Here is a 25,109-nt window from a genome sequence, read left to right as displayed (position 1 = left end):
AAAACACACCGCCCGGCTCGATCACTCGAGCCGGGCGGTTTTGTTGCGACTGCCGTTCTTACATGTGCTTGACGATCGCCTCACCGAAGCCCGAAGAAGACACCAGCGTGGCGCCTTCCATCAGACGTTCGAAGTCGTAAGTCACGGTCTTGGCCTTGATGGCGCCATTGGTGCCCTTGATGATCAGGTCAGCCGCTTCGGTCCAGCCCAGGTGACGCAACATCATCTCGGCCGACAGAATCACCGAACCCGGGTTGACCTGATCCTTGCCGGCGTACTTCGGCGCGGTACCGTGGGTGGCTTCGAACATTGCCACAGTGTCGGACAGGTTGGCGCCCGGCGCGATACCGATACCGCCCACTTCAGCCGCCAGGGCGTCGGAGAGGTAGTCACCGTTGAGGTTCAGCGTGGCGATCACGTCGTACTCGGCCGGACGCAGCAGGATCTGCTGGAGCATGGCGTCGGCAATGGCATCCTTGACGATGACTTCACGGCCGGTTTTCGGGTTCTTGAACTTCATCCATGGGCCGCCATCGAGCAGCTCGGCGCCGAATTCTTCCTTCGCCACCTCGTAGCCCCAGTCCTTGAAGGCACCTTCGGTGAATTTCATGATGTTGCCCTTGTGCACGATGGTCAGCGACTTGCGGTCGTTGCCCACCACGTATTGCAGGGCCTTGCGCACCAGGCGCTTGGTGCCTTCCTTGGAAACAGGCTTGATGCCGATACCGCAATCCTGGTCGAAACGGATCTTGGTGACGCCCATTTCTTCTTTCAGAAACTTGATGACCTTGGTGGCCTCAGGGGAGCCGGCCTTCCACTCGATGCCGGCATAGATGTCTTCGGAGTTCTCGCGAAAGATCACCATGTCGACGTCGCCAGGCTTTTTCACCGGGCTCGGTACGCCTTCGAACCACACCACTGGACGCAGGCAGACATAGAGATCGAGTTGCTGGCGCAGGGCCACGTTGAGGGAGCGGATGCCGCCACCGACCGGGGTGGTCAGCGGGCCCTTGATGGAGACCACGTAATCCTTGACGGCGTCCAGGGTTTCCTGGGGCAGCCAGGTGTCCTGGTCATAGACCTGAGTCGCTTTTTCGCCAGCATAAACCTCCATCCAGGAAATCTTGCGCTTGCCCCCGTAGGCCTTGGCCACGGCAGCATCAACCACTTTGATCATCACCGGGCTGACGTCGACGCCAATGCCGTCACCTTCAATGAAGGGGATGATCGGGTTATCAGGAACATTGAGAGAATGGTCTGCATTGACGGTGATTTTGTCGCCGACGGCTGGAACCTGAATCTTCTTGTAACCCATGCTGAACTCCATTGTTTGGATTGAACATCTGGCTTGGTTCGAGCGTAACCCAGTTAAATCAACACGCAAACCCTCTGTTCACGACGCGGGCACATCTGGTTTCGTACAAGCCTGAAAGCAAAGGGAAAAGCGCCAAACTCAAGCATTCCCGGCGACTCTACGCCCCACCCCGCCCTGCGACCTTTAGACCAATGGACGAGACCGGTTGCATATGAACCATCGGCAGATTGCCAGCTACCTATGTATAATGCCGCCCGCTGACCAAAGGGTCACGACGGCTGGCCTCTCTAGCACGAGACTTTCCGCCTGATTGGTCGGGTTGTTACCGCAGCCTGACTGCTTGACGCTCAACGATGCACCCAACATCACCGCGAAGATTCTCGACATTCGGTTCATGGATGACTTTGAACGAACGCGCTTACCCGGCGCCCCTCGAGTTTCTGCGCACGCTTTAGCAAAGAAGAGAGAGTTAATCCGAATATGCCCACCCGCTCGAAGATCATCTATACCTTCACCGACGAAGCTCCAGCCCTCGCCACCTATTCCCTGCTGCCGATCATCGAGGCTTACACCGCCTCGGCCGATATCGCCGTGGAAACCCGCGATATCTCTCTTGCAGCACGCATCCTGGCCAGCTTCCCCGAGCAACTGGGCGACAAAGCCGTAGCCGACCACCTCGCCGAACTGGGCGCCCTGGCCGTTACGCCTGAAGCCAACATCATCAAGCTGCCGAACATCAGCGCTTCGGTACCTCAGCTGCAAGCGGCAATCAAAGAGCTGCAAGCCCAGGGCTACAACCTGCCGGACTACCCGGAAACCGTGACCAACGACGCCGAAAAAGAAGCCAAGGCGCGTTACGACAAGGTCAAGGGCAGCGCCGTGAACCCGGTTCTGCGTGAAGGCAACTCCGACCGCCGCGCTCCGCTGTCGGTCAAGAACTATGCGCGCAAGCACCCGCACAAAATGGGCGCCTGGGCCAAAGACTCCAAGTCCCACGTGGCTCACATGAGCACCGGCGATTTCTACGGCAGCGAAAAAGCTGCCCTGATCGACGCCGCTGACGCTGTGAAGATCGAACTGATTGCCAAAGATGGCACCGCGACCGTCCTGAAAGAGAAAACCAGCGTTCAGGCCGGCGAGATCCTCGACTGCGCCGTGATGAGCAAAAACGCCCTGCGTGCGTTCATCGCTGCTGAAATCGACAGCGCCAAGGCGCAAGGCGTACTGCTCTCGGTGCACCTGAAAGCGACCATGATGAAGGTCTCTGACCCGATCATGTTCGGCCAGATTGTTGCCGAGTTCTATAAAGACGCCCTGACCAAGCACGCTGACGTGCTGGCCCAGATCGGCTTCAACCTGAACAACGGCATTGGCGATCTGTACGCGCGCATCAAGGCTCTGCCGGCCGAGCAGCAAGCACAGATCGAAGCGGACATCGCAGCGGTCTACGCCGCGCGTCCATCGCTGGCGATGGTCAATTCCGACAAGGGCATCACCAACCTGCACGTGCCGAGCGACGTTATCGTCGACGCCTCGATGCCAGCAATGATCCGTGACTCCGGCAAGATGTGGGGCACCGACGGTCAACTGCACGACACCAAGGCAGTGATCCCGGATCGTTGCTACGCAACCATCTACCAGGCCGTGATCGAAGATTGCAAAGCCAATGGCGCGTTCGATCCGACCACCATGGGCAGCGTGCCAAACGTTGGCCTGATGGCGAAGAAAGCCGAAGAGTACGGCTCGCACGACAAGACTTTCCAGATCAAGGCTGACGGCGTGGTTCGCGTCACCGACAGCAAGGGCAACCTGCTGATGGAACAGGCTGTTGAAGCCGGCGACATCTTCCGCATGTGCCAGACCAAAGACGCGCCGATTCAGGACTGGGTCAAACTGGCCGTCAACCGCGCTCGCGCCAGCAGCACCCCGGCGATCTTCTGGCTGGACCCGATGCGCGCCCACGACGGCGTGGTTATCGAGAAGGTTCAGGCGTACCTGAAGGATCACGACACCAGCGGTCTGGACATCCAGATCATGGCGCCGGTCGATGCCATGAAGTACACCCTGCAGCGCACCCGCGAAGGCAAGGACACCATTTCGGTGACCGGCAACGTACTGCGCGACTACCTGACCGACCTGTTCCCGATCATGGAACTGGGCACCAGCGCCAAGATGCTGTCGATCGTGCCGCTGATGAACGGCGGTGGCCTGTTCGAAACCGGCGCTGGCGGTTCGGCGCCGAAGCACGTGCAGCAACTGGTCGAAGAGAACTTCCTGCGTTGGGACTCGCTGGGCGAATTCCTCGCGCTGGCAGCGTCCCTTGAGCATTTGGGCGTGAACTACAACAACCCGAAAGCACTGGTTCTGTCCAAGACCCTGGATCAGGCCACTGGCCAGTTCCTCGACAACAACAAGTCGCCATCGCGCAAAGTCGGCAACATCGACAACCGCGGCAGCCACTTCTACCTGGCGCTGTACTGGGCTCAGGCCCTGGCCGCCCAGACCGAAGACGCTGCACTACAAGCGCAGTTCGCGACCCTGGCCAAAACCCTGACCGAGAACGAGGCGACCATCGTTGCCGAGCTCAACGCCGTGCAGGGCAAGCCAGTGGACATCGGTGGTTACTACCACGCCGACGCCGAGCTGATCAGCAAGGCCATGCGCCCAAGCGCAACCTTCAACGCGGCGATTGCTGCGCTGGTTTAAGCTTGTAATGCTGCAAAGAAGCCCCGGCCCAGTGCCGGGGTTTCTGTTTCCGAATACAACACAAAACCCTGTGGGAGCTGGCTTGCCAGCGATAGCGGTGGATCAGGCACCTTCAATGGTGAATGATAAGCCGCCATCGCTGGCAAGCCAGCTCCCACAGGGAATCGGGTTAAACCTGGATATTGAGGAAGGTTTTATGGAATGGCTCCCCCACATCACCGTCGCCACCATCGTCGAAGACAACGGCCGCTTCCTGATGGTCGAAGAGCACAAGGCCGGGCGTAACGTGCTCAACCAGCCCGCCGGCCATCTCGACCCGGACGAAACCCTGATCGACGCCGCCATCCGCGAAACCCTCGAGGAAACCGGCTGGGACGTCGAACCCACTGGCGTGATCGGGATTTACCTGTACACCGCACCGAGCAACGGCGTGACTTACCAGCGCGTGTGCTTCAGCGCCAAAGCGGTGAAACACCACCCGGACTATCAACTCGACGACGGCATCGTCGGCGCCAAGTGGTTGACCCGTAGCGAATTAATCGCTCAGCGCGACAACTGGCGCAGCGAGCTGATCATCCGCTGCATCGACGACTATCTGGCCGGTCATCACTTCAGTCTCGAACTGATCCGCCCTTCTCTTTAGCCTTGAGGCCGTGAGCCTGCTAGAATCGCGTCCTTTTTCAAGACACTCATTGAATCCCTATGCGTGATCCAGCCCCTTCTGACACATCCAAGAAGCGCGTCATTGTCGGCATGTCCGGCGGCGTGGACTCTTCCGTTTCCGCTCTCCTGCTGATCGAGCAGGGTTACGAGGTGGAAGGCCTGTTCATGAAGAACTGGGAAGAAGACGACGGAACGGAATACTGCACCGCCATGGATGACCTGGCGGATGCCCAGGCCGTGTGCGACAAGATCGGCATCAAGCTGCACACCGCCAACTTCGCCGCCGAGTACTGGGACAACGTGTTCGAGCACTTCCTCGCCGAATACAAGGCCGGTCGCACGCCGAACCCGGACATCCTGTGCAACCGCGAGATCAAGTTCAAGGCGTTCCTCGACTACGCCATGATGCTTGGTGCCGACCTGATTGCCACCGGCCACTACGTGCGCCGTCGTGACATCGATGGCCGCACCGAACTGCTCAAGGGCCTCGATCCGAACAAGGATCAGAGCTATTTCCTGCACGCCGTCGGCGGCGAACAGATCGCCAAGACCCTGTTCCCGGTCGGTGAACTGGAAAAGCCCGAAGTGCGCGCCATTGCCGAGAAATACGAGCTGGCGACCGCCAAGAAGAAGGATTCCACCGGAATCTGCTTCATCGGTGAACGACGCTTCAGCGATTTCCTCAAGCAATACCTGCCGGCGCAACCGGGCGAGATCAAGACCACCGAAGGCGAGGTCATCGGCCGTCACCACGGCTTGATGTACCACACCATCGGTCAGCGTCAGGGCCTGGGTATCGGCGGCCTGAAAGATGCCGGCGACGAACCGTGGTACGTGCTGCGCAAGGATCTGGACACCAACGAGCTGATCGTCGGCCAAGGCAACAACCATCCGTGGCTGTTCTCCAGCGCCCTGCTCGCTTCGGAAATCTACTGGGTCAATCCGATCGACCTGAGCCAGCCGCTGCGCCTCACCGCCAAAGTGCGTTATCGCCAGAGCGATCAGGCTTGCACCCTGGAAAAAACCGAAAACGGCTACCGCGCTGTGTTCGACGAACCGCAACGCGCTGTCACCCCGGGCCAATCCGTGGTGTTCTACGACGATGAAATCTGCCTCGGGGGCGGCGTGATCGAAGTCGCCGAGCCGTGGAGCGGCCAGGCATGAGCCCGACTCAGGAGCAACTGACGGCGCTGGGCGGGGTGTTTCTCGCCGCCGTGCTGGTCGACCGGATCGCCAAGACCGGCCAGACCAGCGAAGCCGGCCTGAGCTGCATGCTCGGCAGCCTGCTGGTACGCGACCCGAAAGACACACTGGACGTGTACGGCGGCGACGATATCAATCTGCGCGAGGGTTATCGGGCATTGATCGGCGCCCTCGAGCGCGACCCGAGCACCCTGCAGCGCGAACCGCTGCGCTACGCCCTGTCGATGCTCGGCCTCGAACGTCAATTGGCCAAGCGTGACGACATGCTCGACACCATTGGCAAGCGCTTGCCGCAGATCCAGTCGCAGGTCGAACATTTCGGCCCGGCCCACGAAAACGTGATCGCCGCTTGCGGTGCACTGTATCAGGACACCTTGAGCACACTGCGCCAGCGGATTCAGGTGCATGGCGACATGCGCAACCTGCAACAACCGAGCAACGCTTCGAAGATCCGCGCCCTGCTGCTGGCCGGCATTCGCTCGGCACGCCTGTGGCGCCAGCTCGGCGGCCATCGCTGGCAGTTGGTGATCAGCCGGCGCAAGCTGCTCAAAGAGCTGTATCCGTTGATGCGCAGCGAGTAAATCGTCGCGCGATAAAAGGTTTGTAGTCTGTAGCGCGTAATACGCCGGTCAGTTGGCAACGGACCGGCGGATTTTTTCATGTATGATACGCGCCCCATTTCGTTGCCCGACTGTCCGAGAACACCCCATGCAGCTCTCTTCGCTCACTGCGGTTTCCCCTGTTGACGGCCGCTACGCCGGCAAAACCCAGGCCCTGCGCCCGATTTTCAGCGAGTACGGCCTGATCCGTGCCCGCGTCCTGGTTGAAGTGCGCTGGCTCCAGCGCCTGGCCGCCCACGCCGGTATCCCGGAAGTGCCCGCCTTCTCCGCCGAGGCCAACGCCGTTCTCAATGAACTGGCTGAAAACTTCTCGCTGGAGCACGCCGAGCGCGTCAAAGAGATCGAGCGCACCACCAACCACGACGTCAAGGCGATCGAATACCTGCTCAAGGAGCAGGCGGCCAAGCTGCCGGAGCTGGCCAAGGTCAGCGAGTTCATTCACTTTGCCTGCACCAGTGAAGACATCAACAACCTGTCCCACGCCCTGATGCTGCGCGAAGGCCGTGACGACGTGATGCTGCCGCTGATGCGCCAGACTGCCAACGCCATCCGCGAACTGGCAATCCGTTTCGCCGACGTGCCGATGCTGTCGCGCACCCACGGTCAACCGGCCTCCCCGACCACGCTGGGCAAAGAGCTGGCGAACGTGGTTTACCGTCTCGAGCGTCAGATCGCTCAAGTCGCTGCCGTGCCGCTGCTGGGCAAGATCAACGGCGCCGTAGGCAACTACAACGCGCACCTGTCGGCCTACCCGCAGATCGACTGGGAAGCCAACGCCCGCGCCTTCATCGAAGACGAACTGGGCCTGGGCTTCAACCCGTACACCACACAGATCGAACCGCACGACTACATCGCCGAGCTGTTCGACGCGATCGCGCGCTTCAACACCATCCTGATCGACTTCGACCGTGACATCTGGGGCTACATCTCCCTGGGTTACTTCAAGCAGCGCACCATCGCTGGCGAAATCGGTTCGTCGACCATGCCGCACAAGGTCAACCCGATCGACTTCGAAAACTCCGAAGGCAACCTGGGCATCGCCAACGCACTGTTCCAGCACCTGGCGAGCAAACTGCCGATCTCCCGCTGGCAGCGCGACCTGACCGACTCCACCGTACTGCGCAACCTTGGCGTGGGCTTTGCTCACAGCGTGATTGCCTACGAAGCCAGCCTCAAAGGCATCAGCAAACTCGAGCTCAACGCCGACAAGATTGCTGCCGATCTGGACGCTTGCTGGGAAGTATTGGCCGAGCCGATCCAGACCGTAATGCGCCGCTACAACATCGAAAACCCGTACGAGAAGCTGAAAGAACTGACCCGCGGCAAGGGCATCAGCCCTGAAGCGCTGCAGACTTTCATCGACGGCCTGGACATGCCAGCCGAAGCGAAAGCCGAGCTGAAACAGCTGACCCCGGCCAACTACATCGGTAACGCTGTGGCGCAAGCAAAACGCATCTGATTCACCGCTTGACCCGTTTGAGACGCCCGGCCGCGCCGGGCGTTTTTATTCCCGTCTGAAAAATGCTTTTTTTCAATAGGTTACACATGAATCCTGATACTCCTCTTCAACTTTTGGGCGGTCTTACGGCGCGCGAATTCATGCGCGATTACTGGCAGAAAAAGCCGCTGCTGATCCGTCAGGCCATCCCTGACTTCGAAAGCCCGATCGACGCCGACGAACTGGCCGGCCTGGCCCTGGAAGAAGAGGTCGAGTCGCGCCTGGTGATCGAACACGGCGAGCGTCCGTGGGAGCTGCGTCGCGGCCCGTTCGCCGAAGACGAATTCAGCAAGCTGCCGGAAAAAGAGTGGACCCTGCTCGTTCAGGCCGTTGATCAATTCGTCCCGGAAGTCAGCGAACTGCTGGAAAACTTCCGCTTCCTGCCGAGCTGGCGCGTCGACGACGTGATGATCAGCTTCGCCGCCCCCGGTGGCAGCGTCGGTCCGCACTTCGACAACTACGACGTGTTCCTGCTGCAAGGCCACGGCAAGCGCAACTGGAAGATCGGCCAGATGTGCGACTCCGAAAGCCCGCTGCTGCAACACGCGGATCTGCGCATCCTCGCCGAATTCCACGAAACCGAAGAATGGGTGCTGGAACCGGGCGACATGCTTTACCTGCCACCGCGTCTGGCCCATTGCGGCGTCGCCGTCGACAACTGCATGACCTACTCGGTCGGTTTCCGTGCGCCGAGCGCTTCTGAAGTGCTGACCCATTTCACTGACTTCCTCAGCCAGTTCCTGACTGACGAAGAACGCTACACCGACGCCGATGCGAAGCCGGTCAGCGATGATCCGCATCAGATCCAGCACGACGCACTCGGCCGCCTGAAAAGCCTGCTCGCCGAACACATGAGCGACGAACGCCTGCTGCTGACCTGGTTCGGCCAGTACATGACCGAACCGCGCTACCCGGAACTGGTGGTCGGCCCGGAAGACGTTGAAGAAGACGACTTCCTCAACGCCCTGCAAGACGGTGCGGTGCTGATCCGCAACCCGAGCGCGCGCCTGGCCTGGTCGGAAGTCGATGACGATCTGCTGCTGTTCGCCAGCGGTCAGAGCCGTTACCTGCCGGGCAAGCTGCGCGAGCTGTTGAAGATGATCTGCGCCGCCGATGCGCTGCACGTCGACAACCTCGGCGAGTGGCTGAACGACGAAGACGGTCGCGGCCTGCTGTGTGAGCTGGTCAAACAGGGCAGCCTGGGATTTGCCGATGAATAAGATTCGCGTACGTGTCGCAGACTGGCAAAAGGACAACGCCGAGATCCGGCGCATTCGTGAAACGGTGTTCATCGCCGAACAATCGGTGCCACCCGAGCTTGAATGGGACGCCGATGACGCGACCGCCGTGCATTTTCTGGCGTTCGAAGGTGACTTTCCGATCGGCACCGCGCGCCTGCTGCCCGACGGGCACATTGGCCGGGTTTCGGTACTGAAGGACTGGCGCGGGATGAAGGTGGGTGATGCGCTGATGCAGGCGGTCATCGCCGAAGCCGAAGCCCGCGGCCTGCAGCAGCAGATGCTCAGCGCCCAGGTACAGGCCACGGCGTTCTATGAGCGCCTGGGCTTCAGCCTGGTCAGTGAGGAATTCCTTGAAGCCGGGATTCCGCATGTCGATATGGTTCGCCATTCGGCCTGAGCGGCAGAAATCTTGTGATCTTTGGAGATCCTGTAGTGAGGGGATTTATCCCCGATGGACTGCGAAGCAGGCCCAAGGTTTTTTGGGGCCGCTCCGCGCCCCATCGGGGATAAATCCCCTCACTACAAAGGCTCTTGAGCGCCCTCTCAAAACGCCCCGCCATTTTCGGATGCCGGGGCGTTTTGCTGTCTACGATTCAACTTGCCCCACCCCGGGCCGACAAACTGGCAATATCAAGCCTTTCGAAAGCGGAGATAACGGACATGTCCCTACGCACACTGCTCACCACCCTGCTGCTCGGCTGCAGTTTTTCGGTGATGGCAGCCACAGAAATCGTGCCCCTCAATTACCGCACCAGTGCCGATATGCTGCCGATGGCGCAGGACTTCATCGGCAAGGACGGTCAGGTCAGCGCCTATGGCAATCAACTGATCATCAAGGCCGAGCCGGACAAGATCCAGGAACTCAAGGCGCTGATCAGTCAACTCGACACTGCGCCCAAACGCCTGCTGATCACGGTCGATACCAATGAAAACAACGACCGTGGCGATGAAGGCTACTCGGTCAACGGCGCCCAACCGAACCAGACCCGCATCATCAGCCGCAGCACCGCCAGCCGTGATGGCGGCGTGCAGCAGGTGCAAGCCACCGACGGCATGCCGGCGCTGATTCAAGTCGGTCAAAGTGTGCCGATCACCAGCAGCCAGACCAACTCCTACGGCGATTACAGCAGCCAGACGCAATACCGCAACGTCACCCAGGGTTTCTACGTGACGGCGAGCGTCACCGGCGACATCGTTCACCTGGCAATCAGTACCAACCGTGACCGCATGAACCAGGAACGTCCCGATGTAGTGAACGTGCAAAGTACCGACACAACGGTCAGCGGACGCCTGGGCGAATGGATCACTCTCGCCGGGGTGAATCGCCAGACTCAGGCCGACAAACAGGGGCTGGCCCGCAGCTACTCGACTCAAGGCCGGGATGACATGACCTTGCGGGTCAAAGTCGACGCCCTGGACTAAAGCACCGAAAACTGACTGATTAGTCGTATTAGACGAAAGATGTAGTGCTTGAAAAAAAGCACTACAAAACGTTTGACGAGCCAAAAAAGCGAAGGCATGATGGCCTCGCTCCCGCTAATCAGAGGCCCTGGCAAGGGCCTTCGAAGCGACGTTCGCACCTACCCCGCGAACCGCTTCGTGTCTGTACCGCCCACAAGGTGTGTTTGACGAGGTTGCCGACTGGAACGAAGTTGTCCCGAGGGACGGAAGCGTAATTAGGTAACCCGGCTTCACGCTGTAGAACGTATAAAGGCCCACGACGCCCGAATGCGCCCGCAGTCCGCCACTACCTGCTCACTTCCCCTCGAGCCCATCGTTCATCCCGTCGCCTACCCCGCCGAACCCGACCTGACCGCCTAAGCTTCTGGTCAGCGAGCGCAGGAATTTTCCACCGCAGAACAACTTTTCATAAAGACGCGACGAGGTTTATCTCCATGGCACTGACACGCGAACAGCAAATTGCAGCCCTTGAAAAAGACTGGGCTGAAAACCCGCGCTGGAAAGGCGTGACTCGCACTTACTCCGCTGCTGACGTCGTCCGTCTGCGTGGCTCGGTTCAACCTGAGCACACCTTTGCAAAAATGGGCGCCGAGAAGCTGTGGAACCTGGTGACCCAGGGTGCCAAGCCGTCCTTCCGCCCAGAGAAAGATTTCGTCAACTGCATGGGCGCCCTCACCGGTGGCCAGGCTGTTCAGCAGGTCAAGGCCGGTATCCAGGCGATCTACCTGTCGGGCTGGCAGGTGGCTGCAGACAACAACTCCGCAGAATCGATGTACCCGGACCAGTCGCTGTACCCGGTGGACTCGGTGCCAACCGTGGTCAAGCGCATCAACAACTCGTTCCGTCGCGCTGACCAGATCCAGTGGAAAGCCGGCAAGAACCCGGGCGACGAAGGCTACATCGACTACTTCGCGCCAATCGTGGCTGACGCCGAAGCCGGTTTCGGCGGCGTACTGAACGCCTACGAACTGATGAAGAGCATGATCGAAGCAGGCGCCGCCGGCGTGCACTTCGAAGACCAGTTGGCTTCCGTGAAAAAGTGCGGCCACATGGGCGGCAAGGTGCTGGTTCCAACCCAGGAAGCCGTACAGAAGCTGACCGCTGCTCGTCTGGCTGCCGACGTTGCCGGTGTACCGACCATCATCCTGGCCCGTACCGACGCCAACGCTGCCGACCTGCTGACTTCCGACTGCGACCCGTACGACCAGCCGTTCGTGACTGGCACCCGCACCCAGGAAGGTTTCTACAAGGTTCGCGCCGGTCTGGACCAGGCAATCGCCCGTGGCCTGGCCTACGCACCGTACGCCGACCTGATCTGGTGCGAAACCGCCAAGCCGGACCTGGAAGAAGCCCGTCGCTTCGCCGAAGCGATCAAAAAGGAATACCCGGACCAGATCCTGTCGTACAACTGCTCGCCTTCCTTCAACTGGAAGAAAAACCTGGACGACGCGACCATCGCCAAGTTCCAGCGCGAACTGTCCGCCATGGGCTACAAGCACCAGTTCATCACCCTGGCCGGCATTCACAACATGTGGCACAGCATGTTCAACCTGGCGCACGACTACGCCCGCAACGACATGACTGCCTACGTGAAGCTGCAGGAGCAGGAATTCGCTGACGCCGCCAAGGGCTACACCTTCGTGGCTCACCAGCAGGAAGTGGGCACCGGCTACTTCGACGACATGACTACCGTGATTCAGGGCGGCACGTCCTCGGTGACCGCGCTGACCGGTTCGACCGAAGAAGAACAGTTCCACTGATTCGACTTCGCTGAGCAAACGGCCTTTGCGGATCGTATAAAAAGCTAACCGCAAAGCCGCAAGACTGACGCCCCGACTGGTTCGGGGCGTTTTTTTGCCCGCAGATTTCTCCGCCCGCCCGGTAGGAGCTGCCGAAGGCTGCGATCTTTTGATCTTGTCTTTAAAAAGCAAAGTCAAAAGATCGCAGCCTGCGGCAGCTCCTACAAAGGGTAGATCCTTCAACGACCCTTGTGGGAGCGAGCCTGCTCGCGAAAGCGTATTGTCAGCCTGCACATGCGGCGACTGACCCACCGCATTCGCGAGCAGGCTCGCTCCCACAGGTTTCGTCCTTCAGCCCGCGAGACAAAACATTGACCCAGAGCGGTATAGACGTCACAAAAATCAGCTAAAACGCTCGCCACCGCTACTTGCAGTAACAGGCATATAAGACAACTTTCTGTTTACTGCACCGCTAAACAGTTACAAAACCACCCCAAACGATATTAATTATCATTTAGCGACAACTATGTTCGTTACATTTCCTACAAAACATAATTGGCAGAATCCCGGCTAATGCCCGCAACGCATGGCCTGCAGGGCATCGGAGGTTCGCTATGTCCTTATTCCAATAAATAATTTCGCTATAGGAATTTTACTTGCCGGGTGTTTAGCCATAAAATCAGCGCGATTGATTGCTGCGACATATCGTCACTGCCTATTTCTTTATCAAGCTCAGAGACCTTTGCTCTCTGTTAAGGATTACCAGCATGCCCGAAGCGACAGGACTCATGGCCCACAACTGGGGCTTTGCCATTTTCCTTCTGGGTGTCGTCGGCCTGTGTGCCTTCATGCTTGGCGTCTCCAGCCTCCTCGGGTCAAAAGCCTGGGGCCGCAGCAAAAACGAACCGTTCGAGTCCGGCATGCTACCTACAGGTGGCGCCCGCTTGCGGCTCTCAGCCAAATTCTATCTGGTCGCGATGCTGTTCGTGATCTTCGATATCGAAGCCCTCTTTCTCTTTGCATGGTCTGTGTCCGTCCGCGAAAGCGGCTGGACCGGATTCGTCGAAGCTCTCGTTTTCATAGCAATTCTGTTGGCAGGTCTTGTCTACCTGTTCCGAGTGGGCGCCCTTGACTGGGCTCCGGAAGCTCGTCGCAAGCGGCAGGCGAAGCTGAAACAATGAGGCTTTGGCAATGCAATACAATCTCACCAGAATCGACCCCGATGCTCCTAACGAGCAATATCCGATCGGCGAACGGGAAACCGTTTCCGATCCGTTAGAGGATCAAGTCCACAAAAACATTTTCATGGGCAAGCTCGAAGACGTGCTGAGTGGCGCGGTCAACTGGGGGCGTAAAAACTCCCTGTGGCCGTACAACTTCGGCCTTTCGTGCTGCTACGTGGAAATGACCACCGCCTTCACGGCGCCCCACGACATCGCGCGCTTTGGCGCCGAAGTTATCCGGGCATCACCGCGTCAGGCCGACTTCATGGTTATCGCCGGTACCTGCTTCATCAAGATGGCGCCGATCATTCAGCGTCTCTACGAGCAGATGCTCGAACCGAAGTGGGTGATCTCCATGGGTTCGTGCGCCAACTCCGGTGGCATGTACGACATCTACTCCGTGGTTCAAGGGGTGGACAAGTTCCTGCCCGTGGACGTCTACGTACCTGGCTGCCCGCCTCGTCCAGAAGCATTCCTTCAAGGCTTGATGCTGTTGCAGGAATCGATTGGACAGGAGCGTCGTCCGCTTTCCTGGGTCGTTGGCGACCAAGGCGTTTATCGCGCCGACATGCCTTCGCAAAAGGAACAGCGCCGCGAACAGCGAATCGCAGTCACCAACCTGCGCAGCCCTGACGAAGTCTGATCCAGTCTGTTTCAAAGAAACGAGAAGCTGGCTTCATTCTTTACGTTGACCGAAAGCGAAAAAATAACCATGACTACAGGCAGCGCTCTGTACATCCCGCCTTATAAGGCAGACGACCAGGATGTGGTCGTCGAATTGAACAACCGTTTTGGCGCCGAAGCGTTCACCGCTCAGTCGACCCGCACCGGCATGCCGGTGCTGTGGGTGGCGCGCGCCAGACTCGTCGAAGTCCTGACCTTCCTGCGCAACCTGCCCAAGCCGTACGTCATGCTCTATGACCTGCACGGCGTGGACGAGCGTCTGCGCACCAAGCGTCAAGGGCTGCCATCGGGCGCCGACTTCACCGTGTTCTATCACCTCATGTCGCTTGAGCGTAATAGTGACGTGATGATCAAAGTCGCCTTGTCCGAAAGCGACCTGAGCTTGCCGACCGTCACCAGCATCTGGCCGAACGCCAACTGGTACGAGCGTGAAGTCTGGGACATGTACGGCATCGACTTCAAAGGCCACCCGCACCTGTCGCGCATCATGATGCCGCCGACCTGGGAAGGTCACCCGCTGCGCAAGGACTTCCCGGCGCGCGCCACCGAATTCGATCCGTTCAGCCTCAACCTCGCCAAGCAACAGCTTGAGGAAGAAGCCGCGCGCTTCCGTCCTGAAGACTGGGGCATGAAGCGTTCCGGGGCCAACGAGGACTACATGTTCCTCAACCTGGGTCCGAACCACCCTTCGGCGCACGGTGCGTTCCGCATCATTCTGCAGTTGGACGGTGAAGAGATCGTCGACTGCGTGCCGGACATCGGTTACCACCACCGTGGCGCCGAGAAGATGGCCGAGCGTCAGTCCTGGCACAGTTTCATCCCGTACACCGACCGTATCGACTACCTCGGCGGCGTGATGAACAACCTGCCGTACGTGCTCTCGGTCGAGAAGCTGGCCGGTATCAAGGTGCCGGAGAAGGTCGACGTCATCCGCATCATGATGGCCGAGTTCTTCCGGATCACCAGCCACCTGCTGTTCCTGGGTACCTACATCCAGGACGTCGGCGCCATGACTCCGGTGTTCTTCACCTTCACCGACCGCCAGAAGGCGTACACGGTGATCGAAGCCATCACCGGTTTCCGTCTGCACCCGGCCTGGTACCGCATCGGCGGCGTCGCCCACGACCTGCCACGCGGCTGGGAAAAACTGGTGAAAGACTTCGTTGAATGGCTGCCAAAGCGCCTCGACGAATACACCAAGGCCGCCCTGCAGAACAGCATTCTCAAGGGTCGTACCATCGGCGTTGCCCAGTACAACACCAAAGAGGCGCTGGAATGGGGCGTCACCGGTGCCGGCCTGCGTTCCACCGGTTGCGACTTCGACCTGCGTAAAGCGCGTCCATACTCCGGCTACGAGAACTTCGAGTTCGAAGTGCCGCTGGCCGCCAACGGCGATGCCTACGACCGCTGCATGGTGCGCGTCGAAGAGATGCGCCAGAGCGTCAAGATCATCGATCAGTGCCTGCGCAACATGCCGGAAGGCCCGTACAAGGCGGATCACCCGCTGACCACGCCGCCGCCGAAAGAGCGCACGCTGCAGCACATCGAAACCCTGATCACGCACTTCCTGCAGGTTTCGTGGGGCCCGGTCATGCCGGCCAACGAATCCTTCCAGATGATCGAAGCGACCAAGGGCATCAACAGTTATTACCTGACGAGCGACGGCGGCACCATGAGCTACCGTACCCGGATCCGTACTCCGAGCTTCGCGCATCTGCAACAGATCCCTTCGGTGATCAAAGGCAGCATGGTCGCGGACTTGATTGCGTACCTGGGTAGTATCGACTTCGTTATGGCCGACGTGGACCGCTAAGCATGAACAGCACGCTTATCCAGACAGACCGTTTCACCTTGAGTGAAACCGAGCGCTCGGCCATCGAGCACGAGCTGCATCACTACGAAGACCCGCGCGCGGCGTCGATCGAAGCCCTGAAGATCGTTCAGAAAGAACGCGGCTGGGTGCCGGATGGCGCCCTGTACGCGATCGGCGAGATCCTCGGCATCCCGGCCAGCGACGTTGAAGGCGTGGCGACGTTCTACAGCCAGATCTTCCGTCAGCCGGTCGGCCGCCACATCATTCGCGTCTGCGACAGCATGGTCTGCTACATCGGCGGCCACGAGTCGGTGGTCAGCGAGATCCAGAACAATCTGGGCATCGGCCTGGGTCAGACCACCGCCGACGGTCGTTTCACCCTGCTGCCGGTCTGCTGCCTCGGCAACTGCGACAAGGCACCGGCGCTGATGATCGACGACGACACCTTTGGCGACGTACAGCCTGCCGGCGTGGCCAAACTGCTCGAGGGCTACGTATGACCCTGACATCTTTCGGTCCTGCCAACCGCATCAAGCGTTCGGCCGAGACTCACCCGCTGACCTGGCGCCTGCGTGACGACGGCGAAGCCGTATGGCTCGACGAATACCAGGCCAAGAACGGTTACGCCGCTGCGCGCAAAGCCTTCGCCGACATGGCCCAGGACGACATCGTCCAGACCGTGAAAGACGCCGGCCTCAAAGGTCGCGGCGGTGCAGGCTTCCCCACTGGCGTGAAGTGGGGCCTGATGCCCAAGGACGAATCCATCAACATCCGCTACCTGCTGTGCAACGCGGACGAGATGGAGCCGAACACCTGGAAAGACCGCATGCTGATGGAGCAACTGCCCCATCTGCTGATCGAAGGCATGCTGATCAGTGCCCGCGCACTGAAAACCTACCGTGGCTACATCTTCCTGCGTGGCGAGTACACCACCGCCGCCAAGCACCTCAACCGTGCCGTGGAAGAAGCCAAGGCTGCAGGCCTGCTGGGTAAAAACATTCTGGGCAGCGGTTTCGACTTCGAACTGTTCGTCCACACCGGCGCCGGGCGTTACATCTGCGGTGAAGAAACCGCACTGATCAACTCCCTCGAAGGCCGCCGCGCCAACCCGCGCTCCAAGCCGCCCTTCCCTGCCGCTGTCGGCGTGTGGGGCAAGCCGACCTGCGTGAACAACGTCGAAACCCTGTGCAACGTGCCGGCGATCATTGCCGACGGCGTTGACTGGTACAAATCGTTGGCCCGCGAAGGCAGTGAAGACATGGGCACCAAGCTCATGGGCTTCTCCGGCAAGGTCAAGAACCCTGGCCTGTGGGAACTGCCGTTCGGCGTTACCGGCCGCGAGCTGTTCGAAGACTACGCCGGCGGCATGCGCGACGGTTACAAGCTCAAGGCCTGGCAGCCAGGTGGCGCCGGTACCGGTTTCCTGTTGCCAGAACACCTCGACGCACAAATGTACGCCGGCGGCATCGCCAAAGTGGGCACCCGGATGGGTACCGGCCTGGCGATGGCGGTGGACGACAGCGTCAACATGGTTTCCCTGCTGCGCAACATGGAGCAGTTCTTCGCCCGTGAATCCTGCGGCTTCTGCACCCCGTGCCGTGATGGCCTGCCATGGAGCGTCAAGCTCTTGATGGCCATCGAAGAAGGCCGTGGTCAGCCGGGCGACATCGAGACCCTGTTGGGTCTGGTCGGTTTCCTCGGCCCAGGCAAGACCTTCTGTGCTCACGCACCGGGTGCCGTGGAGCCGCTGGGCAGTGCCATCAAATACTTCCGTCCAGAGTTCGAAGCCGGTATCGCGCCTGCAAGCGCCGCCGTCCCGCCTCTGGCAAGGCCGATCGTAATCGGCGCGTAAACGCTTAAAAAGGCGAAGGGTCCGTGCCCTTCGCCTTTCGTCCGATGACGCCTTTCGGGGCTGACTGGATTCGGACGGATAACAAGATTCCATTAGCCACGCCCGCTGACACCGGGCCAACGAAGACCTTTGAACCATGGCCACTATCCACGTAGACGGCAAAGCGCTCGAAGTCGACGGGGCAGACAACCTGTTACAGGCATGTCTGTCGCTGGGCCTCGACATCCCTTATTTCTGCTGGCACCCCGCGCTTGGTAGCGTCGGGGCCTGCCGCCAGTGCGCAGTCAAGCAGTACACCGACGAGAACGACACCCGTGGTCGCATCGTCATGTCCTGCATGACGCCTGCCACCGACAACACCTGGATCTCCATCGACGATGAAGAATCCAAGGCGTTCCGCGCCAGCGTTGTCGAATGGCTGATGACCAACCACCCGCACGACTGCCCTGTGTGCGAGGAAGGCGGTCACTGCCACCTGCAAGACATGACGGTGATGACCGGCCACAACGAGCGCCGTTATCGCTTCACCAAACGCACCCACCAGAACCAGCAACTGGGCCCGTTCATTTCCCACGAAATGAACCGCTGCATCGCTTGCTACCGCTGCGTGCGTTTCTACAAGGACTACGCCGGCGGCACCGACCTCGGTGTGTTCGGCGCCCACGACAACGTGTACTTCGGTCGCGTTGAAGACGGCACGCTGGAAAGCGAGTTCTCCGGCAACCTCACCGAGGTTTGCCCGACCGGTGTGTTCACCGACAAGACGCACTCCGAGCGCTACAACCGCAAATGGGACATGCAGTTCTCGCCGAGCATCTGCCATGGCTGCTCCAGCGGTTGCAACATCTCCCCGGGCGAGCGTTACGGCGAACTGCGTCGCATCGAAAACCGTTTCAACGGTTCGGTGAACCAGTACTTCCTGTGCGACCGTGGCCGTTTCGGTTATGGCTACGTCAACCGCACCGACCGTCCACGTCAGCCGCTGCTGGCCGACGGCACCAAGCTTAGCGTCGACGCTGCGCTGGATAAAGCCGCTGATCTGCTGCGCGGGCGCAACATCGTCGGTATCGGTTCGCCGCGTGCCAGCCTCGAAAGCAACTACGCGCTGCGCGAGCTGGTCGGCGCCGAGCACTTCTACTCCGGTATCGAAGCCTCCGAACTGGAGCGCATCCGCCTGGTCCTGCAAGTGCTCAAAGACAGCCCGTTGCCCGTGCCGAACATGCGCGACATCGAAGACCACGACGCTGTGTTCGTCCTTGGTGAAGACCTGACCCAGACCGCCGCCCGTATGGCGCTGGCCTTGCGTCAGTCGGTCAAGGGCAAGGCCGAAGACATGGCCGAAGCCATGCGCGTGCAGCCGTGGCTCGACGCTGCAGTGAAGAACATCGGTCAGCACGAACTGAACCCGCTGTTCATCGCCAGCCTGGCCGAAACCAAGCTCGACGACATCGCCGAAGAATGCGTTCACGCCGCTCCGGACGATCTGGCGCGCATCGGCTTCGCTGTGGCCCACGCACTGGATGCCAGCGCACCGGCCGTTGAAGGTCTGGACGCGGAAGCACTGGAACTGGCCAAGCGCATCGCCGACGCCCTGCTCGCGGCCAAGCGCCCGCTGATCATCGCCGGTACTTCGCTGGGTTCCAAAGCATTGATCGAAGCGGCGGCGAACATCGCCAAAGCCCTGAAGCTGCGCGAGAAGAACGGTTCGATCAGCCTGATCGTGCCGGAAGCCAACAGCCTCGGCCTCGCCATGCTCGGTGGCGAATCGGTCGACGCGGCGCTGCAAGCCGTGATCGACGGCAAGGCCGACGCCATCGTCGTGCTGGAAAACGATCTGTACACCCGCACCTCGAAAGCCAAGGTCGATGCCGCGCTGAACGCTGCGAAAGTAGTGATCGTTGCCGACCACCAGAAAACCGCCACCACCGATCGCGCGCAACTGGTGCTGCCAGCGGCGAGCTTCGCTGAAGGCGACGGTACGCTGGTCAGCCAGGAAGGCCGCGCACAGCGCTTCTTCCAGGTTTTCGATCCGCAATACATGGATGCGAGCATCCTGGTTCACGAAGGCTGGCGCTGGCTGCACGCCCTGCGCTCGACTTTGCTGAACCAGCCGATCGACTGGACGCAACTCGACCACGTCACCGCTGCCGTGGCGTCGAGCACCGAGCAACTGGCGCGTATCGTCGATGCCGCGCCGTCTGCCGCGTTCCGCATCAAGGGTCTGAAACTGGCGCGTGAGCCGCTGCGTTATTCCGGTCGCACCGCGATGCGCGCCGACATCAGCGTTCACGAACCGCGCACCCCGCAAGACAAAGACACCGCGTTCGCCTTCTCCATGGAAGGTTACTCGGGCTCGGCCGAACCGCGTCAGCAGGTGCCATTCGCCTGGTCGCCGGGCTGGAACTCGCCGCAAGCCTGGAACAAGTTCCAGGACGAAGTCGGTGGTCACCTGCGTGCTGGCGACCCGGGCACCCGCCTGATCGAAAGCACCGGTGATTCGCTGAACTGGTTCGCTGCCGCTCCGCGCGCATTCAACCCGGCGCCGGGCACCTGGCAGGCCGTGCCGTTCTACCACCTGTTCGGCAGCGACGAAAACTCGTCGAAAGCCGCGCCGGTACAAGAACGCATCCCGGCTCCGTACGTGGCGCTGGCCAAATCCGAAGCGGATCGCCTGGGCGTCAACGACGGTGCTCTGCTGAGCCTGAACGTGGCCGGCCAGACCCTGCGTCTGCCGCTGCGCATCAATGAAGAACTGGGCGCTGGTCTGGTGGCCTTGCCTGCGGGCATCGCCGGCATTCCACCGGCATTCGCCGGCGTGTCCGTCGACGGTCTGCAGGAGGCAGCGCAATGACCTGGTTCACCCCTGAAGTGATCGATGTGATCCTGACGGTCATCAAAGCCATCGTGATTCTGCTGGCCGTTGTGGTCGCCGGCGCGTTGCTCAGCTTTGTCGAACGTCGCCTGCTGGGCTGGTGGCAGGACCGTTACGGTCCGAACCGCGTTGGCCCGTTCGGCATGTTCCAGATCGCCGCCGACATGCTGAAGATGTTCTTCAAGGAAGACTGGACCCCGCCGTTTGCCGACAAGGTGATCTTCACCCTGGCACCGGTGGTCGCCATGTCCGCCCTGCTGATCGCGTTCGCGATCATCCCGATCACCCCGACCTGGGGCGTGGCGGATCTGAACATCGGCCTGCTGTTCTTCTTCGCCATGGCCGGTCTGTCGGTCTACGCGGTGCTGTTCGCCGGCTGGTCGAGCAACAACAAGTTCGCCCTGCTCGGCAGCTTGCGTGCCTCGGCGCAGACCGTGTCCTACGAAGTGTTCATGGGCCTGGCCCTGATGGGCATCGTGGTGCAGGTCGGCTCGTTCAACATGCGCGACATCGTCGAGTACCAGGCGCAGAACCTGTGGTTCATCATTCCGCAGTTCTTCGGCTTCTGTACTTTCTTCATCGCTGGCGTCGCCGTGACTCACCGTCACCCGTTCGACCAGCCGGAAGCGGAACAGGAACTGGCCGACGGTTACCACATTGAATACGCCGGTATGAAATGGGGCATGTTCTTCGTCGGTGAATACATCGGCATCATCCTGATCTCGGCGCTGCTGGTCACCCTGTTCTTCGGTGGCTGGCACGGTCCGTTCGGCATCCTGCCGCAACTGTCCTTCGTCTGGTTCGCACTGAAGACCGCGTTCTTCATCATGCTGTTCATCCTGCTGCGCGCTTCCATCCCGCGTCCGCGTTATGACCAGGTGATGGATTTCAGCTGGAAATTCTGCCTGCCACTGACCCTGATCAATTTGCTGATAACCGCTGCGGTTGTGTTGTGGAACACACCTGCGGTTGCGGTTCAGTGAGGATTTGACCCATGTTCAAATATATTGGCGACATCGTTAAGGGTACCGGTACCCAGTTGCGCAGCCTGGTCATGGTCTTCGGCCATGGCTTTCGCAAGCGCGACACCCTGCAATACCCGGAAGAGCCGGTCTACCTGCCACCACGCTACCGTGGTCGCATCGTCCTGACCCGTGACCCCGATGGCGAAGAACGTTGCGTAGCCTGCAACCTGTGCGCCGTGGCTTGCCCGGTAGGTTGCATCTCGCTGCAGAAAGCTGAAACCGAAGACGGTCGCTGGTACCCGGACTTCTTCCGTATCAACTTCTCGCGCTGCATTTTCTGCGGTCTCTGCGAGGAAGCCTGTCCGACCACCGCGATCCAGCTGACCCCGGATTTCGAGATGGCCGAGTTCAAACGTCAGGACCTGGTGTACGAGAAAGAAGATCTTTTGATCTCCGGCCCCGGCAAAAACCCTGATTACAACTTCTATCGTGTTGCAGGTATGGCAATCGCTGGCAAGCCAAAAGGCTCCGCGCAGAACGAAGCCGAACCGATCAACGTGAAGAGCTTGCTGCCTTAAGGAAGAACGATGGAATTCGCTTTCTATTTCGCATCGGGTATCGCGGTTGTGTCCACGCTACGTGTGGTCACCAACACCAACCCTGTGCACGCCCTGCTCTACCTGATCATCTCGTTGATCGCCGTGGCCATGACCTTCTTCGCACTCGGCGCACCGTTCGCCGGCGTGCTGGAAGTGATCGCCTACGCCGGCGCCATCATGGTGCTGTTCGTGTTCGTGGTGATGATGCTGAACCTGGGTCCCGCCTCGGTTCAGCAGGAACGCAGCTGGCTCAAACCCGGCATCTGGGCAGGCCCGGTGATTCTCGCCGCCCTGCTGCTGGCCGAACTGCTGTATGTGCTGTTCGCTCACCAGAGCGGTCAGGCCATCGGCCACACCACCGTCGATGCGAAAGCCGTGGGCGTCAGCCTGTTCGGTCCGTATCTGCTGGTGGTCGAACTCGCCTCGATGCTGCTGCTCGCCGCAGCCGTCACGGCGTTCCATTTGGGCCGTAACGAGGCGAAGGAGTAAGACATGCCTGCTATCCCTCTCGAGCATGGATTGGCCGTTGCCGGCATCCTGTTCTGCCTTGGTCTGGTCGGCCTGATGGTCCGCCGCAACATTTTGTTCGTGTTGATGAGTCTGGAAGTGATGATGAACGCCTCTGCCCTGGCTTTCATCGTTGCCGGCGCCCGCTGGGCGCAACCGGATGGACAGATCATGTTCATTCTGGTGATCAGCCTGGCAGCCGCCGAAGCCAGTATTGGCCTGGCGATCCTGCTGCAACTGTATCGCCGCTTCCACACGCTCGATATCGACGCTGCCAGTGAGATGCGCGGATGAACCTAATCTTTCTGACTTTTGTATTCCCTCTGATCGGTTTCCTGCTGCTGTCGTTCTCCCGTGGACGCTGGTCGGAAAACCTCTCGGCGCTGATCGGCGTGGGTTCCATTGGCTTGTCGGCGATTGTCGCCGCCTACGTCATCTGGCAATTCAACGTCGCGCCTCCCGAGGGCGGTCACTACACGCTGGTGCTGTGGAAGTGGATGGCGGTCGAAGGTTTCAAGCCTGACTTCGCCCTCTACATCGACGGCCTGTCGATCACCATGCTCGGCGTGGTGGTGGGCGTGGGTTTCCTGATCCACCTGTTCGCGTCCTGGTACATGCGCGGCGAAGCGGGTTACTCGCGCTTCTTCTCGTACACCAACCTGTTTATCGCCAGCATGCTGTTCCTGGTGCTCGGCGATAACCTGTTGTTCCTGTACTTCGGCTGGGAAGGCGTGGGCCTGTGCTCATACCTGTTGATCGGTTTCTACTACAGCAACCGCAACAACGGTAACGCCGCACTCAAGGCCTTCATCGTGACCCGGATCGGCGACGTGTTCATGGCCATCGGCCTGTTCATCCTGTTCCAGCAAGTGGGCACGCTGAACATCCAGGAACTGCTGGTGCTGGCACCGCAGAAATTCCAGGCCGGCGACTTCTGGATCACCCTGGCGACCCTGATGCTGCTGGGTGGTGCGGTCGGTAAATCGGCGCAACTGCCACTGCAAACCTGGCTCGCGGACGCGATGGCCGGTCCGACCCCGGTGTCGGCACTGATCCACGCTGCGACCATGGTGACGGCGGGTGTCTACCTGATCGCCCGTACCCACGGCCTGTTCACCCTGGCGCCGGAAATCCTGCACCTGGTCGGCATCGTCGGTGGTGTGACCCTGGTGCTGGCAGGTTTCGCCGCCCTGGTACAGACCGACATCAAACGTATCCTCGCCTACTCGACCATGAGCCAGATCGGCTACATGTTCCTGGCGCTGGGCGTGGGTGCCTGGGATGGCGCGATTTTCCACCTGATGACCCACGCCTTCTTCAAGGCCCTGCTGTTCCTTGCTTCCGGTGCGGTGATCGTTGCCTGCCACCACGAGCAGAACATCTTCAAGATGGGCGGTCTGTGGAAAAAACTGCCACTGGCCTACGCCAGCTTCATCGTCGGTGGTGCTGCACTGGCCGCCCTGCCGCTGGTCACCGCAGGCTTCTACTCCAAGGACGAAATCCTTTGGGAAGCGTTCGCCAGCGGCAACCACGGTCTGCTCTACGCAGGTCTGGTCGGCGCGTTCATGACGTCGCTGTACACCTTCCGCCTGATCTTCATCACGTTCCACGGTGAAGCCAAGACCGAAGCCCACGCCGGTCACGGCATCGCTCACTGGCTGCCACTGTCGGTGCTGATCGTACTGTCGACGTTCGTCGGCGCGATGATCGTACCGCCGCTGCACGGCGTACTGCCGGAAAGCGTCGGCCATGCCGGTGGCGAAGCCAAGCACAGTCTGGAAATCGCCTCGGGCGCCATCGCTCTGGCCGGTATCCTGCTGGCGGCCCTGCTGTTCCTCGGCAAGCGTCGCTTCGTGACCGCGATCGCCAACAGCGGCATCGGCCGTTTCCTTTCGGCCTGGTGGTTCGCTGCCTGGGGCTTCGACTGGATCTACGACAAACTGTTCGTCAAGCCGTACCTTGCGATCAGCCATGTACTGCGCAGAGACCCGCTCGACCAGACCATCGGTCTGATCCCGCGTATGGCCAAAGGCGGTCACACCGCCCTGAGCCGCACCGAGACCGGTCAACTGCGTTGGTATGCCGCCTCGATGGCTGCTGGTGCCGTGCTGGTGATCGGCGCCATCGTGCTGGTAGCGGTCTGATATG

The 25,109-nt window shown here is 60.3% G+C and carries 21 protein-coding genes; 20 read left to right on the top strand and 1 reads right to left on the bottom strand.

What is annotated here, in order from left to right; all coding sequences use genetic code 11:
* Positions 1 to 58 precede the first annotated feature (58 nt).
* Positions 59 to 1,315 carry an NADP-dependent isocitrate dehydrogenase gene (gene icd / locus ACYZUM_RS07180; RefSeq protein ID WP_473061305.1) on the bottom strand — a complete coding sequence of 419 codons (1,257 nt, stop codon included), beginning with the start codon at positions 1,313 to 1,315 and terminating at the stop codon, positions 59 to 61.
* 480 nt (positions 1,316 to 1,795) lie between these two features.
* Between icd and ACYZUM_RS07175 the strand changes: the two genes are divergently transcribed.
* The 20 genes from ACYZUM_RS07175 (at position 1,796) to nuoL (ending at position 25,105) form a co-directional block, all read left to right on the top strand.
* Positions 1,796 to 4,021, top strand: a complete 2,226-nt coding sequence (locus tag ACYZUM_RS07175) for an NADP-dependent isocitrate dehydrogenase (RefSeq protein ID WP_041073238.1) — start codon at positions 1,796 to 1,798, stop codon at positions 4,019 to 4,021.
* A gap of 196 nt (positions 4,022 to 4,217) precedes the next feature.
* The gene (locus ACYZUM_RS07170) at positions 4,218 to 4,664 is read left to right on the top strand and encodes an NUDIX hydrolase (protein WP_041073236.1); all 447 of its coding nucleotides are present in this window, start codon (positions 4,218 to 4,220) and stop codon (positions 4,662 to 4,664) included.
* A 59-nt stretch (positions 4,665 to 4,723) separates the two neighbouring features.
* Positions 4,724 to 5,848, top strand: coding sequence for a tRNA 2-thiouridine(34) synthase MnmA (mnmA, locus tag ACYZUM_RS07165; protein ID WP_108182332.1), 1,125 nt, complete (start codon positions 4,724 to 4,726; stop codon positions 5,846 to 5,848).
* Positions 5,845 to 6,468, top strand: coding sequence for a high frequency lysogenization protein HflD (gene hflD / locus ACYZUM_RS07160; protein WP_041073234.1), 624 nt, complete (start codon positions 5,845 to 5,847; stop codon positions 6,466 to 6,468). Before mnmA ends, hflD begins: the two co-directional genes overlap by 4 nt.
* Positions 6,469 to 6,595: 127 nt before the next feature.
* Positions 6,596 to 7,966: an adenylosuccinate lyase gene (gene purB, locus ACYZUM_RS07155; protein WP_027614666.1), complete on the top strand. Its 1,371-nt coding sequence runs from the start codon at positions 6,596 to 6,598 to the stop codon at positions 7,964 to 7,966.
* Positions 7,967 to 8,052: 86 nt separating this feature from the next.
* On the top strand, positions 8,053 to 9,225 hold the full coding sequence (locus tag ACYZUM_RS07150) for a ribosomal protein uL16 3-hydroxylase (protein ID WP_041073232.1): 1,173 nt from the start codon (positions 8,053 to 8,055) through the stop codon (positions 9,223 to 9,225).
* Entirely contained in the window at positions 9,218 to 9,643 is a 426-nt protein-coding gene (locus tag ACYZUM_RS07145) for a GNAT family N-acetyltransferase (protein ID WP_003223818.1), read from the top strand. Before ACYZUM_RS07150 ends, ACYZUM_RS07145 begins: the two co-directional genes overlap by 8 nt.
* A 263-nt stretch (positions 9,644 to 9,906) precedes the next feature.
* Entirely contained in the window at positions 9,907 to 10,668 is a 762-nt protein-coding gene (locus ACYZUM_RS07140) for a secretin N-terminal domain-containing protein (protein ID WP_108182331.1), read from the top strand.
* 473 nt (positions 10,669 to 11,141) lie between these two features.
* Positions 11,142 to 12,467, top strand: a complete 1,326-nt coding sequence (aceA, locus tag ACYZUM_RS07135; RefSeq protein ID WP_041073228.1) for an isocitrate lyase — start codon at positions 11,142 to 11,144, stop codon at positions 12,465 to 12,467.
* A gap of 746 nt (positions 12,468 to 13,213) precedes the next feature.
* Positions 13,214 to 13,627, top strand: coding sequence for an NADH-quinone oxidoreductase subunit A (locus ACYZUM_RS07130; protein WP_003223812.1), 414 nt, complete (start codon positions 13,214 to 13,216; stop codon positions 13,625 to 13,627).
* A gap of 10 nt (positions 13,628 to 13,637) precedes the next feature.
* Complete coding sequence (locus tag ACYZUM_RS07125; protein ID WP_003223809.1) at positions 13,638 to 14,312, top strand: NuoB/complex I 20 kDa subunit family protein; 675 nt, start codon at positions 13,638 to 13,640, stop codon at positions 14,310 to 14,312.
* Positions 14,313 to 14,381: 69 nt separating this feature from the next.
* A complete protein-coding gene (nuoC, locus tag ACYZUM_RS07120; protein ID WP_041073225.1) occupies positions 14,382 to 16,166 on the top strand; it encodes an NADH-quinone oxidoreductase subunit C/D in 1,785 nt (594 codons plus the stop codon).
* 2 nt (positions 16,167 to 16,168) lie between these two features.
* Positions 16,169 to 16,666 carry an NADH-quinone oxidoreductase subunit NuoE gene (gene nuoE / locus ACYZUM_RS07115; protein ID WP_003223804.1) on the top strand — a complete coding sequence of 166 codons (498 nt, stop codon included), beginning with the start codon at positions 16,169 to 16,171 and terminating at the stop codon, positions 16,664 to 16,666.
* Positions 16,663 to 18,018 (top strand): NADH-quinone oxidoreductase subunit NuoF, encoded by a 1,356-nt coding sequence (nuoF, locus tag ACYZUM_RS07110; protein WP_041073222.1) that lies wholly within the window; start codon positions 16,663 to 16,665, stop codon positions 18,016 to 18,018. Before nuoE ends, nuoF begins: the two co-directional genes overlap by 4 nt.
* Positions 18,019 to 18,154: 136 nt before the next feature.
* On the top strand, positions 18,155 to 20,869 hold the full coding sequence (gene nuoG, locus ACYZUM_RS07105) for an NADH-quinone oxidoreductase subunit NuoG (RefSeq protein WP_108182330.1): 2,715 nt from the start codon (positions 18,155 to 18,157) through the stop codon (positions 20,867 to 20,869).
* Positions 20,866 to 21,873 (top strand): NADH-quinone oxidoreductase subunit NuoH, encoded by a 1,008-nt coding sequence (gene nuoH, locus ACYZUM_RS07100; protein WP_007964859.1) that lies wholly within the window; start codon positions 20,866 to 20,868, stop codon positions 21,871 to 21,873. The genes nuoG and nuoH overlap by 4 nt, the downstream gene beginning before the upstream one ends.
* A gap of 11 nt (positions 21,874 to 21,884) precedes the next feature.
* Positions 21,885 to 22,433, top strand: a complete 549-nt coding sequence (gene nuoI, locus ACYZUM_RS07095) for an NADH-quinone oxidoreductase subunit NuoI (RefSeq protein WP_003223795.1) — start codon at positions 21,885 to 21,887, stop codon at positions 22,431 to 22,433.
* A 9-nt stretch (positions 22,434 to 22,442) separates the two neighbouring features.
* Positions 22,443 to 22,943 carry an NADH-quinone oxidoreductase subunit J gene (nuoJ, locus tag ACYZUM_RS07090; RefSeq protein WP_041073216.1) on the top strand — a complete coding sequence of 167 codons (501 nt, stop codon included), beginning with the start codon at positions 22,443 to 22,445 and terminating at the stop codon, positions 22,941 to 22,943.
* Positions 22,944 to 22,946: 3 nt separating this feature from the next.
* The gene (nuoK, locus tag ACYZUM_RS07085; RefSeq protein ID WP_003180046.1) at positions 22,947 to 23,255 is read left to right on the top strand and encodes an NADH-quinone oxidoreductase subunit NuoK; all 309 of its coding nucleotides are present in this window, start codon (positions 22,947 to 22,949) and stop codon (positions 23,253 to 23,255) included.
* A complete protein-coding gene (gene nuoL, locus ACYZUM_RS07080) occupies positions 23,252 to 25,105 on the top strand; it encodes an NADH-quinone oxidoreductase subunit L (protein ID WP_095666946.1) in 1,854 nt (617 codons plus the stop codon). Before nuoK ends, nuoL begins: the two co-directional genes overlap by 4 nt.
* Positions 25,106 to 25,109: the final 4 nt, after the last annotated feature.

It is taken from the genome of Pseudomonas sp. m6p, assembly GCF_055760375.1.
The sequence above is the reverse complement of the archived record's forward strand: the minus strand, read 5'-3'. Positions and strand labels throughout refer to the sequence as shown.

Coding starts and splice junctions, on each gene's coding strand:
- ACYZUM_RS07140 (WP_108182331.1), top strand. CDS start 9,907: ATGTCCCTACGCACACTGCTCACCACCCTGCTGCTCGGCTGCAGTTTT.
- icd (WP_473061305.1), bottom strand. CDS start 1,315: ATGGGTTACAAGAAGATTCAGGTTCCAGCCGTCGGCGACAAAATCACC.
- mnmA (WP_108182332.1), top strand. CDS start 4,724: ATGCGTGATCCAGCCCCTTCTGACACATCCAAGAAGCGCGTCATTGTC.
- aceA (WP_041073228.1), top strand. CDS start 11,142: ATGGCACTGACACGCGAACAGCAAATTGCAGCCCTTGAAAAAGACTGG.
- nuoK (WP_003180046.1), top strand. CDS start 22,947: ATGCCTGCTATCCCTCTCGAGCATGGATTGGCCGTTGCCGGCATCCTG.
- ACYZUM_RS07125 (WP_003223809.1), top strand. CDS start 13,638: ATGCAATACAATCTCACCAGAATCGACCCCGATGCTCCTAACGAGCAA.
- purB (WP_027614666.1), top strand. CDS start 6,596: ATGCAGCTCTCTTCGCTCACTGCGGTTTCCCCTGTTGACGGCCGCTAC.
- nuoF (WP_041073222.1), top strand. CDS start 16,663: ATGACCCTGACATCTTTCGGTCCTGCCAACCGCATCAAGCGTTCGGCC.
- ACYZUM_RS07175 (WP_041073238.1), top strand. CDS start 1,796: ATGCCCACCCGCTCGAAGATCATCTATACCTTCACCGACGAAGCTCCA.
- ACYZUM_RS07150 (WP_041073232.1), top strand. CDS start 8,053: ATGAATCCTGATACTCCTCTTCAACTTTTGGGCGGTCTTACGGCGCGC.
- nuoI (WP_003223795.1), top strand. CDS start 21,885: ATGTTCAAATATATTGGCGACATCGTTAAGGGTACCGGTACCCAGTTG.
- nuoL (WP_095666946.1), top strand. CDS start 23,252: ATGAACCTAATCTTTCTGACTTTTGTATTCCCTCTGATCGGTTTCCTG.
- hflD (WP_041073234.1), top strand. CDS start 5,845: ATGAGCCCGACTCAGGAGCAACTGACGGCGCTGGGCGGGGTGTTTCTC.
- nuoJ (WP_041073216.1), top strand. CDS start 22,443: ATGGAATTCGCTTTCTATTTCGCATCGGGTATCGCGGTTGTGTCCACG.
- nuoE (WP_003223804.1), top strand. CDS start 16,169: ATGAACAGCACGCTTATCCAGACAGACCGTTTCACCTTGAGTGAAACC.
- nuoC (WP_041073225.1), top strand. CDS start 14,382: ATGACTACAGGCAGCGCTCTGTACATCCCGCCTTATAAGGCAGACGAC.
- ACYZUM_RS07130 (WP_003223812.1), top strand. CDS start 13,214: ATGCCCGAAGCGACAGGACTCATGGCCCACAACTGGGGCTTTGCCATT.
- ACYZUM_RS07170 (WP_041073236.1), top strand. CDS start 4,218: ATGGAATGGCTCCCCCACATCACCGTCGCCACCATCGTCGAAGACAAC.
- ACYZUM_RS07145 (WP_003223818.1), top strand. CDS start 9,218: ATGAATAAGATTCGCGTACGTGTCGCAGACTGGCAAAAGGACAACGCC.
- nuoG (WP_108182330.1), top strand. CDS start 18,155: ATGGCCACTATCCACGTAGACGGCAAAGCGCTCGAAGTCGACGGGGCA.
- nuoH (WP_007964859.1), top strand. CDS start 20,866: ATGACCTGGTTCACCCCTGAAGTGATCGATGTGATCCTGACGGTCATC.